Raw genomic sequence first — 10,642 nt, 5'->3', positions numbered from 1 at the left:
ACTGAGGGATAACCGCTCCCATGCTCCCGATGAAGTAAGAAGCAAATGTCGAGACTTGTCTAGTATTTGTGTAGCAGGTCGCGCTCAGATGTCCGACTAGCGCCATTGCTGTCAGACCTCATCCGCTGCAACTAAAGACAAATATATTTAATAGTTAAAAATTTTAATGGGTTAAAAAATTAACACTTATTATTAAGAGTTATCCAATTTTCGAGGCGAGGCGCGATAAATTATCTTTGCGATCTCCGGTGGTGTCGATCGACAAACTGCTGACCTCGACTTCCACATTCAGTGAAATCCACAAAGGAATTGTAAAATTTTCCTCACGTCTGTACAGATGCCTTCTACCTTCTGCCTTCGAGTGACGCCCCATCACCCCCAACTCCTTTCCGCTTGAGGGAACAGAGTAAGAGACGGAGGTCGCCGACTGCGACTCTTGGTTATTCAACGCCTGGGTTAGGTTCTAAACCCCAGTGGTGTTTCAGAAAATGGCGGTACATGGTTTCTCGTAGCATCATTTGCTCGTAAAGCTTGACCAAAAACTCCTGAGCTTGTTCACGGCTCATGTCACTTACCTGTGTTTTGAAGGAACACAGGCTAAATTGCTGTTCCAAAGACAATTCTGCTGGTTGGCTCATGACTTTGACTCCTCTGTAAGTAAAGGTGACTTAAAAGTGAACACCTGGATTAACCAGATTTGTAAGTTGTTTCAGCGATCGACCATTGGTTTCGGGATGCCCGATTTCCCATCTGGCTTTAGTCTATATTACAAAAGGTAACAATGATTTGACAAAATTACCATATGTCCTAAGAAATAACTTACTTAGGGATAGAGATGCCGAGATGTCTGCAAAAGTTCCTTCCGCAGGCATATACAAGTGTATCTACTTGTCAAGAGAAAAAAGGCTCAGTACGAACCAAAAGAATTGAAGCCCTTTATACCAAATCCGGCGGAGATTCTCTCCGCGAGGGGGAGAGGGGGAGAGGAGGAGAGTGGAAGATGGGGAGAGGGGCAGATGGGGAGATTGGGAAAATTTCTATTTCTCCCTTCTTCCTTCTCCCTTCTTCCGACGGACATCGGACTGACATCCGTTACATCCGTTACATCCGTTACACAATCCGTTGCCGAACCTTCTTCCTAACTAATTCGAGGGCCCGCCATCCTGCGGTGGAGTGGCGATTCCGGGTCTGAAATTGGGAGCAGCGGGTGCAGGCGAAACCGGAGGAATGCCCTGATTTGCCCCAAAGTTACTAGGCTGCTGTGGAGCCGGGAGAGGGGATTGAAACTGATTCGGATTGAACTGCTGCTGCCCAGAAGTGGGGAGAGGGGATTGAAACTGATTGGGGTTGAACTGTTGCTGCCCCGGAGGCACAGGAGACGGCAGGGGTTGACCGGAATTGCCGATCGCAGGTGCCGCAGGAATGCCAGAATTGGGAAGCGAGGTATTGGGCAATGGGGAGGGAGCCGAACTAGGAAGAGTTGCCAGGGCAACTCTATCGCCCCCTACCTCTCTCAATTTGTCTAAAACCTCGACAACTTTGGCATATCTAGCATTTTGAGGAGCGTACAGCACCATCAACCCCGTAGGATTCTGGCTTTGGAAACTCTTTAAAACTCGATCGAGCTGTTGGTAATTAACAGGCAATTGGTCGATATAAGTTTGCCCGAAATCGTCAATGCTGACAATCAGCATCTCTCGCATCTGTACTTGTCCCGTCTTCGCTTTAGGCAAATCCACATTAATGGCTTGCTGCCGAGTCAGTTGCAAAGCCGCCAGGAGAAAAAACGTCAGAATGCAAAAGATCACGTCAATTAAAGGCACCAGTTCAATCCGAGCCTCTTCCGCAGGAGTATCTAGATTAATCTTCATCAGTTCTCCTTGATTCTAATTATTAGAAGGGGAATCTTCAGCCGGATCGGAACCTTTCAATTTCGGCTCCCGATTCCGTTCTCCCGATTCTTGAGAATTGAGAGAACGCCTGTTCAAACCATCTGCACCAAAAGAAGAATTGCTGTATTCTGCACCGGGTGCTCGACCCTTAGCATTAGCTGCAGGCCAGTATTGCCTGTAAAGCAATTCCAGTTCATTTCCAGCTTTGCGAAATATTTTGGCCTGGTTGAACAAAAAAGCTTGAAATATCCTATAAAAGGCCAAGCTAAAAATTGCTACTATCATCCCAGTAGCAGTCGTGATCAGCGCCTCGCTAATCCCCAAAGTTACGCCAGTTGTTGCCGCCGTGCCGATGTCGCCCAGACGGATGGAACTGAGCGAGTTAATCAAGCCCAAAACTGTTCCTAGCAAGCCCAGCAAAGGGGCTAGAGCGATCGTAGCTTCTAAGATTTTGTCACCGCGACGCATCGAAGCCAACTCTTCATCGGCTGCAGCTTCAAGTGCGAGTCGAAATAAGTCTGGTTCGGGATTGTAGAGCCGCAGGGGTGCAGAAAGAAATCGCCCGATCGGCTGTCGGTTAGCTTGTCTGGCAATCTCGTTAGCCGCCCCCCAATCGCTGCGAGCCGCTTCAAGAATCCGGTTAACTATCTGCTTTTCTTTGCTCAGGAGGCTCGCCCAAAACCACAAGCGCTCGATAATGGTACTCAAAGATAAAATCGATAACAGCAACAGGGGCCACATGGCGGGGCCGCCTTTTTCAAACAGTTCTTGAATATTCACAATATTTTTGCTCCTGCAGTACCCGCTAACTTTTGCTTCTGTTCTACTTTTTTTAACAAATCTAAGGCCATTTAATTTTAGCTATTAATGTACTCAGGACTTACGCACTCGCGACTAAAGAAAGCCGATTTTGGGAAATGGGCATCGGGGTACAACGAAGTATTTTCGTCGAGCAAACCCGGTTTCCGGGTAAGTCTTGGTACTGTTTTCTAGTGCCGGCGCGCGATGGGCGGCGACTTCCTCACAACTCGTCTAAATCTTGACACATATCTTGCAGCGATTGGTGTTGAAGGCGGCGGGAAGAGCGGCGATATTTTTTAGTTTGCAGCTTCGGTTCGTAATGCTGCGTACCATCCGACTTGGTTTGCTGCTTCAAACTCGATTCGGCGCTACTAGAGTTTTGCTCTTGTTGCTGGCGGACGATCGCCTCTTCGAGAAACTGCAAGTAATACTCATAGCGCTCCCAAACGCCCCGCACCACACAGTTAGGCTCGTCTCGGTGCGAACAATCACTAAATTGGCAGCTACCCACAGCCAGCCTCTGGCGCGCTTCTGGGAAATATTCCGCTAACTCTGAGGGGTCGCATTCGAGAGCCGGTTGATTAAAGCCCGGAGTATCGGCCAAAAGTCCGCCGCCGGGAAGCTCAAATAGTTCGACGTGGCGAGTCGTATGGCGGCCGCGGCCTAGTTTGCCGGAAACAGCGTTCACTCGCAGATTCAGGGCCGGGATCAATTGGTTAATCAAGCTGGACTTGCCAACCCCAGAAGGGCCACAAATTACCGTTATTTTCCCCAGCAGGTGGTCTAGAAGCAAGTTCGGCAACGGGCTATGTACGGGATTTAACGGATGTAACGGCTTGACAGAATTTGGAACTTGGGGGTTATCCTCAGAACTCAGCCGAGATGGCTCTATTTTCTCCGCTAAGTCATTGAAATGCGGTTCAGAGGCAAAAATTTCATTTTGATCCTTAGCGGGAGCTTCCTGAACTCCTGCACCGCTGCGGACGCTAATAAACATGGGTTCGTAGCCCCAGCCTGAAAGCCGATCGCGCCACTGTTCCAACTCATCGGGCGTCACCAAATCGCATTTGTTCAGGCACAAACTCACCTCTAAACCTGTAGATTCGGCCTTGACTAAAAACCGAGTTAATGATGCCGGATCTAAGTGTGGTTCAGCAAGGGCAAAAACAAGGAGAATGCGATCGGCATTAGCTACAGGTGGGCGGTTGAGTTCTGTTTGGCGGGGGAATACTTCAGAAATTGCTCCCCGGCGGTCAGTCCAGTCGGGTTCGTCTACCACCACGCGATCGCCCACCATCACCTGTTGACCAATTTTTTTCAGTCTAGTGCGACGAGTGCACAGGAGAGTCGGAGAATCCGCGAGGGGAGCATTTTTCCCGTCAATGGAGACTTCGGGATCTAACCTCACTTGGTAGAAGTTAGCCTGAACAGCAATTACAGTACCCACGATGGAGGGTGAATTCAGGCTCATCCTGCTTCCTTGTCTTCTGGGCGCTGCACTTTCATTGAAAAAAAACCCGACTCCGGCTGATCCGCGACAAATTCCGTTTCCAGAATCTGGTAGCCTTCCATTTTGAGACTATCAGGTACTTGTTCGATCGGCTCCCCAGCATCCAGCCACACTTCCAAAACAGCACCCGGTGCCATTTGCTCCAAGCGCAGTTTAGTGCGGACAAAATTCAGAGGACACGGAGTACCCCGCAGATCGATTTTGGCATCTGGGGATTTGGGATTTTCAATTTTCGATGTTGAATTCATAATACTTTTTGCAATCTCAAATCCTGAAAGCCTTAGTTTTTTAAACAAGTTGCCTGGAAACTGGAGAATCTAAAATTTTGTGTCCAATTGGACACAGACTGTTATTCTTTCTGAAAAAAGTGAGCGCAATTGCGCTCACTTTTTTGAGCGCTGCTGAAACGCAATGCCCAGGAAGCGTCCCACCTGAGATTTTTGTGAGCAATTGCACACAATTTTTTGACAGATACTAAAACAAATGGCTGGGGAATCCTGAAACAGGAAAATTTGACACCAATTGGTGTCAAAAATTGCTTATTTCTGAAACAAATTCCCCAGAAATCCTTCCAAACCGCCTTTACCAGTACGATCGCCCTTCAGCTTAGCAAGCTGCATCAGCAATTCCCGTTCCTCAGCCGTCACCTTAGTCGGAATGTCAATAGACACCGTAATCAAATGATCGCCGCGACTGACTGGATTTCCCAACCGAGGCACCCCTTTTTTCTCAAGAGTCAGAACAGTATTCGCCTGAGTTCCGCTAGGAATCAACAATTCCGTCGGCCCGTCTACGGTTTCCACTTCCAACCGGCACCCTAAAATTGCTTGCAAATAACTAATTTTAACTTCCGAGCTAACGTTAATGCCGTCGCGCTTAAATAGCGGGTCTTCATTCACCGCCAAGAACACGTAAAGATCTCCGGGCGGCCCGCCCAGTTTGCCGGCATCCCCTTCATTGGAAACGCGCAAGCGAGTACCGTTGTCAACCCCAGCCGGAATTGTGATTTTCAGCTTTTTCATCACTTCTTTCTGGCCCCGGCCCCCGCAAGTTTCGCACTTATCCTCAATCACTTGCCCGGTGCCGTTGCAAGTGGGGCAAACTGAAACTTGAGTAAAGCTGCCGAAAGGAGTGCGGGTAGCGCGTCGGACTTGACCGCTGCCGGTACAAGTCGAGCAGGTTTGGGGTCTGGTTCCCGGTTTGGCGCCAGTCCCCGTGCAAGTCTCGCAGGTTTCTAGATGCTTGATGCGGAGTTCTTTTTCGCCACCAAACACTGCTTCCCGAAAATCCAGCCGCAAATCGAGGCGCAAATCGTCTCCGCGCACCGGCCCGCTGCGCCTGCGACCTTGCTGTTGTTGGCCGACGCCTCCCTGAAAGCCCTGAAAGAAGCTTTCAAAAATATCGGCAAAGCTGTCACCAAAGTCTTGGAAACCAGGTGCGCCTGCACCGCTGACGCCTGCTTCGCCGAAACGGTCGAAACGAGCGCGGGTTTCTGGTTCTGAGAGTACCTCGTAGGCGCGGTTAATTTCTTTAAACCGCTCCTCGGCACCGGATTCTTTGTTGACATCTGGATGGTACTTGCGAGCTAGGCGGCGGTAAGCACGCTTAATTTCTTCTTTGTCTGCGCTGCGAGAAACGCCTAATATTTCATAGTAATCACCGGCCATAGAGCTGCTTGCCTGGAGGTAAATAACAAAAAGTGTACGAAAAAGAAACGGGCTACCTTTCCTGAAATTACAGATTAAAAATCAAAAATTCTCATTGTTAATTTTTAACTTTTAATTTTTAGCTTTTCTGTTTTAAAGGAAAGGATTCATATCATCAACTTCTGGTTCGGGAACCTTCTGTTTTTGTTTTGACTGTGGATTGGACTGTGGACTTGGCTGTGGATTTGACTGTGGATTTGACTGTCGTTTTGACTGTCGCTCCGGCTTGGATTCCGGCTTGGATTCCAGCTTTGGTTCCGGCTTTGGTGCCGGCTTTGGTGCCGGCTTTGGTTCCGGCTTTGGTTCCGGCGGAGCTTGGGGCGCCACCTGCAGCTCTTCTTTCAGCAAAATGCTGTCGTCGTCCGCTTTAACCTCTTCTGGTTCTGATGATTCTACTTCTGACATCATCTCGCTTTCAACAACCGCTCCCGGTGGGGCTACCCCGCTGCGGGCTTGGTCGTAGACTGCTGTCCCCAGCGAGTATAGCAGTTGCTTGAAAGATTCGATTGCGGGGGTGAGTTCCTCGATTGTAATGTCGGGGTTAGTCATCGCTGCCCGCAAGGCTGCTGCGGCTGTTTCCGCTTCGGCCTTGAGCTCGTCGCTCAGCAGTTGGGCATTGGTTTTTAAAGTTACACCACAATTATAGACGAGGGAGTCAGCTTGATTTTTGAGTTCGACGAGTAGAGCGCGCTTGATGTCCTCGTCGGCGTAAAGTTCGGCTTCTTGTCGCATCCGCTCGACTTCGGTTTCGCTCAATCCCCCTGTATTGGAAATTTGGATGCTTTGTTCTTTTCCGGTTCCCTTGTCTTCAGCAGCCACTTTGAGAATCCCGTTGGCATCGATTTCAAAGGTAACTTCGATTTGAGGTACGCCGCGGGGAGCTGGGGGAATGCCTTTGAGCAGGAATTTGCCGAGACTTTTATTGTCTTTAACCAATGCCCGCTCGCCTTGGAGTACGTGAATTTCTACCGAGGTTTGCCCGTCTGCCGCCGTGCTGTACATTTGCGATCGGCTGGTGGGAATAGTTGTATTGCGCTCTATTACTTTGGTAAACACCCCGCCCAAGGTTTCGAGCCCCAGGGAAAGCGGCGTCACATCAAGCAGCAGCAAGTCTTTGACTTCACCACCCAGCACCCCGGCTTGAATTGCCGCGCCTACCGCTACAGCTTCGTCGGGATTGACGGATTTATCGGGAGAAACGCCCCCAAAATACTTGCTAATTGCCTTTTGAACTGCCGGAATCCGGGTTGAGCCTCCCACTAAAATAATCCTGTCTATGTCTTTGGGGGTCAAACTTGCGTCTTTGAGGGCTTGAGTCACCGGATCGATCGTCGCTTGCACCAAATGAGCCACCAGTTTTTCAAACTGAGCTTTGGAGAGTTCCATTTCCAAATGCTTCGGCCCTTTCTCGTCAGAAGAGATGAAGGGCAAATTGATTGAGGTGGATTCCCGGTTGGAGAGTTCGATTTTCGCTTTTTCCGCAGCTTCTCGGAGGCGCTGCAAGGCCATTTTGTCTTGTGAGAGGTCACTGCCTTCTTGAGTGCGGAAAGCTTCTACCAGCCACTGCACTATGCAGTCGTCAAAGTCATCTCCTCCGAGATGGTTGTTACCGGAGGTAGCGTTGACTTCAAAAATTCCGTCTCCCAGTTGCAGGATCGAAACGTCGAAAGTACCGCCGCCTAGGTCAAAGACCAAGATTTTCTGTTCTATATTTTGCTTGTCCAGCCCGTAGGAAAGGGCTGCCGCTGTCGGTTCGTTGACGATCCGCAGGACTTCTAGGCCGGCGATCGTACCGGCGTCTTTAGTAGCTTGCCGTTGGGCGTCTGTGAAGTACGCTGGCACTGTAATCACGGCTTGGGTAACAGTTTGTCCCAAATAAGCTTCAGCATCTTGCTTGAGCTTTTGGAGTACCATTGCCGAGATTTCTTGGGGAGTGTGAACCTTGTTCCGAATTTGGACGTTAACGGTATCGTCTTTGCCTTTTATGCAGGTATAGGGAGTCCGCGCTCGTTCTTCTTCCGTGTCGTCCCACCGCCGTCCGATAAATCGTTTTATACTGTAGACAGTATTTACAGCATTAGTTACAGCTTGCCGCTTGGCTAGTTGACCTACTAAGCGATCGCCCGCCTTGCCGAATCCTACTATACTCGGAGTTGTGCGGCCGCCCTCGGAATTGGCGATCACGACGGGTTTACCGCCCTCTAACACAGCTACGCAACTGTTAGTTGTGCCTAAGTCAATTCCAATAATTTTTCCCATAGCGCCTCATAAAACTTTGTGGGATGTTTGGAAACCTCCAACTACAGGTTGGGGGAAGAAAAACGACTCAGCTTGTTCAAACAAGCATCACCCGACCTGATTTGTAGGAAATAAACTTGATGTCAATCAGGCAATATCAAAGACGGGTAAAAACATTTTTCAGAATTTTTGGATAAAGCGCTGACCTGCTTTTAGTCATCTTTAATGTAAGAAGTTGGTGAGTCTGCCACCTTGGAACCCCCGAATTCTATTCGGGGGTAAGTGACTTTGAGGAATGCAGTAGCTTGTATCCCGATTAACCTTCCGAACTATCGGGATTTTCATCTGAGGCTACCACAGATAGCCCAGCCGCTGCAACTTTCACTTTGGCGTGCCGCAATACGCGATCGCCCAGAATGTAGCCGCGTTCTAGTTCTTGGATAATTGTTCCTTCCTCGTGTTCGTCACTTGGCTCGCTCAGCAGAGCTTCGTGGAGGTTGGGGTCAAACTGTTCGCCTTCGGGGCGCATCGGAGAAACCCCGATTTGCTTGAGGCCGTCTACCATTTGCTTGTAAACGCTTTGGTAGCTTTTGTGAATGTTCATTTCGCCATCGGTTTGCGGCTTGATGTGCGATCGAGCGCGCTCGAAATTGTCAATTACCGGCAACAGGGGTTTAATCGTGAGACACCTTGCCTGTAAATCTAGCTCTTCTTTTTCCTTTTGGGTACGCCTGCGGAAGTTCTCAAAATCTGCTGCTAGGCGGAGATTTTGATTTTTCAGTTCTTCTAGTTGAGCGGATGTGGCTTGCAACTGAGTTTTTAAAGCCTCTTTTTCATCGTTGGCCTGGGCCAGTTCCTTCTTCCAAGGCTCCGCCGCGTCTGCAGTCGGACTGTTGGTTGAACTGCCGGTGACGGTAGGCCCCGATGCGTTTGCTGGGGTGCGATCGCCCTGAGCACTTTGATAAGCTCGAGCAAGTTCGAGCTCCCAATCCGCCGATTCGTTCGAGTTTCCTGATGCCGCCGGATTTTCGCTTGCCATTGGCGAACCCTCTGGGGTGGTTTCCCCAGTTGAGTTAGGATCTTGATCTTGCTGTTTTTCCTCGTCAATCATCAGAAAAATGGGTAGAAACCCCGTCCTAAAAGGACGGCTTTACATTTTTGATTTACTACCGCCTTGGGACTGGTTGGCTCGGTGTGCTTTTGTGTTGCACTTTCAACGGGACAATTACCGCCTCAAACTTCCCAGCCCTGTACGCATAGTGTTTTGCTCTTTTCGAGCCTCCCTTGCGGGGTAATGTTAGCTTCGACAATGTTTTGAGAGCTTGTTAGGCCCAAAGCACTGTAAAGCGTGACCTTAGAACTGTTTAACCTTCAGCGACAGAGCAAGGAACTAGCTACGCATTCCAGGGTGTCGTGACTCTCAAAACGTAGGCAATTAAGCCTTAATCTGGTCAGAACGGCTTTCGAGATTTCTCTTTCAAGCCTCATGCCTGATAGCTGAGGTTCCTGACAAAAGCTGCGCGACAGAACCCTATCAATTCTAGCAGATACAGTTAACCCGGTAAATCTAGAGGACTCTAATTTAGAGTGTATGGCACAATGTGAAAAGAGGAAGTCTCGCCCGACCTGGAGACATTGCTCAAAGCTTTCCATAAAATATTCAAAGCCCCGTTTAAATATTTAGGTATAATATTATGGCATTAATGGGGCAAACCCAACGTTTGTTGGTTCCTGATTTTTAATTAACGCGATCGCCTTTACAACAATTTTTATAAGTATATTTGCCTGTTAAGTCTACTACAATATTCCCACTTAGGAGGCTTGATGTTTCAATGTTTACTTAAAACGAGAGAAACTTAAAGTTATCGTCGGTCAGACTGTGTTAGTCACAAGCTGACGCTGGCATTTGTTACCATTTGCTGAGTTTCCCAAGTCAGGAGAAAGAGCAATTTGTATGGAGTGACTAAGTAGTTAGCTGTGTGCTTGTGTAACTCAGATACTAGGTTGTTAATCTTGATGCGAATTGGGGGTGTGGTTTTTCTGAGTGGATACCGCCGAAGTCGCTTGAAGTATCGAATTTTGGCCAGTCAAATGATAGACTTTAGCTGGTCTGGCGGAGGTGTTCATCTGTAAATACGATTGATATCTAATTTGCCTCTTGCCAAGATTTTTGAACCGTCAAGCTTACCTCACAAAGGTTCGGACACCATGATAGAATCAAAGTAATATTTACTGACCCAAAACTAGAGTTGCTCAAAATTGGCCCAGGGGGCTCATGCAGCCGACGATCGGGCAGTGACCGATCGCAGATAATTAATCAAAATATATTTCAAAAGGGCGATCGAGGCTTTCGTAAAAGCTATCATCACAGAACAGAGCTCATCTTTAATTTAGTACAGCTAACCGCGCCACCACGGGCGCTGTAATTCGAGCAAACAATTTGGGAAAATAGAATTAGCCTGGGAGGGGGACACACCCCGCCCCGCTTTTCTCTC

The 10,642-nt window shown here is 48.7% G+C and carries 9 protein-coding genes; all 9 read right to left on the bottom strand.

Annotated elements, in window-relative coordinates; translation table 11 throughout:
- Positions 1-199: 199 nt before the first annotated feature.
- Positions 200-373, bottom strand: a complete 174-nt coding sequence (locus tag QUB12_RS29165) for a hypothetical protein (RefSeq protein WP_333145345.1) — start codon at positions 371-373, stop codon at positions 200-202.
- 67 nt (positions 374-440) lie between these two features.
- A complete protein-coding gene (locus tag QUB12_RS29160; protein ID WP_006635253.1) occupies positions 441-638 on the bottom strand; it encodes an NblA/ycf18 family protein in 198 nt (65 codons plus the stop codon).
- A 504-nt stretch (positions 639-1,142) separates the two neighbouring features.
- Positions 1,143-1,871, bottom strand: coding sequence for a biopolymer transporter ExbD (locus tag QUB12_RS29155; RefSeq protein WP_333145346.1), 729 nt, complete (start codon positions 1,869-1,871; stop codon positions 1,143-1,145).
- 15 nt (positions 1,872-1,886) lie between these two features.
- Positions 1,887-2,672, bottom strand: coding sequence for a MotA/TolQ/ExbB proton channel family protein (locus QUB12_RS29150; RefSeq protein WP_333309549.1), 786 nt, complete (start codon positions 2,670-2,672; stop codon positions 1,887-1,889).
- 241 nt (positions 2,673-2,913) lie between these two features.
- Positions 2,914-4,164: a ribosome small subunit-dependent GTPase A gene (gene rsgA, locus QUB12_RS29145; RefSeq protein WP_333309546.1), complete on the bottom strand. Its 1,251-nt coding sequence runs from the start codon at positions 4,162-4,164 to the stop codon at positions 2,914-2,916.
- Positions 4,161-4,451, bottom strand: a complete 291-nt coding sequence (locus QUB12_RS29140) for a sulfurtransferase TusA family protein (protein WP_333145349.1) — start codon at positions 4,449-4,451, stop codon at positions 4,161-4,163. Before QUB12_RS29140 ends, rsgA begins: the two co-directional genes overlap by 4 nt.
- Positions 4,452-4,742: 291 nt before the next feature.
- Entirely contained in the window at positions 4,743-5,870 is a 1,128-nt protein-coding gene (gene dnaJ / locus QUB12_RS29135; protein ID WP_333145350.1) for a molecular chaperone DnaJ, read from the bottom strand.
- A gap of 132 nt (positions 5,871-6,002) precedes the next feature.
- Entirely contained in the window at positions 6,003-8,168 is a 2,166-nt protein-coding gene (gene dnaK / locus QUB12_RS29130) for a molecular chaperone DnaK (RefSeq protein ID WP_333145351.1), read from the bottom strand.
- Positions 8,169-8,463: 295 nt separating this feature from the next.
- Complete coding sequence (gene grpE, locus QUB12_RS29125; RefSeq protein WP_333145352.1) at positions 8,464-9,258, bottom strand: nucleotide exchange factor GrpE; 795 nt, start codon at positions 9,256-9,258, stop codon at positions 8,464-8,466.
- Positions 9,259-10,642 lie beyond the last annotated feature (1,384 nt).

It is taken from the genome of Microcoleus sp. B7-D4 (genome assembly GCF_036705125.1).
Taxonomy (GTDB): Bacteria; Cyanobacteriota; Cyanobacteriia; order Cyanobacteriales; family Microcoleaceae; genus Microcoleus.
Note: the sequence above shows the minus strand (reverse complement) of the source record. Positions and strands in the feature narration are given on the sequence as shown.

What these genes read in the sequence shown, in the direction of transcription:
- QUB12_RS29155 (WP_333145346.1), bottom strand. Translation starts at nt 1,871, where the DNA reads ATGAAGATTAATCTAGATACTCCTGCGGAAGAGGCTCGGATTGAACTG.
- QUB12_RS29160 (WP_006635253.1), bottom strand. Translation starts at nt 638, where the DNA reads ATGAGCCAACCAGCAGAATTGTCTTTGGAACAGCAATTTAGCCTGTGT.
- QUB12_RS29165 (WP_333145345.1), bottom strand. Translation starts at nt 373, where the DNA reads ATGGGGCGTCACTCGAAGGCAGAAGGTAGAAGGCATCTGTACAGACGT.
- grpE (WP_333145352.1), bottom strand. Translation starts at nt 9,258, where the DNA reads ATGATTGACGAGGAAAAACAGCAAGATCAAGATCCTAACTCAACTGGG.
- dnaK (WP_333145351.1), bottom strand. Translation starts at nt 8,168, where the DNA reads ATGGGAAAAATTATTGGAATTGACTTAGGCACAACTAACAGTTGCGTA.
- QUB12_RS29140 (WP_333145349.1), bottom strand. Translation starts at nt 4,451, where the DNA reads ATGAATTCAACATCGAAAATTGAAAATCCCAAATCCCCAGATGCCAAA.
- dnaJ (WP_333145350.1), bottom strand. Translation starts at nt 5,870, where the DNA reads ATGGCCGGTGATTACTATGAAATATTAGGCGTTTCTCGCAGCGCAGAC.
- rsgA (WP_333309546.1), bottom strand. Translation starts at nt 4,164, where the DNA reads ATGAGCCTGAATTCACCCTCCATCGTGGGTACTGTAATTGCTGTTCAG.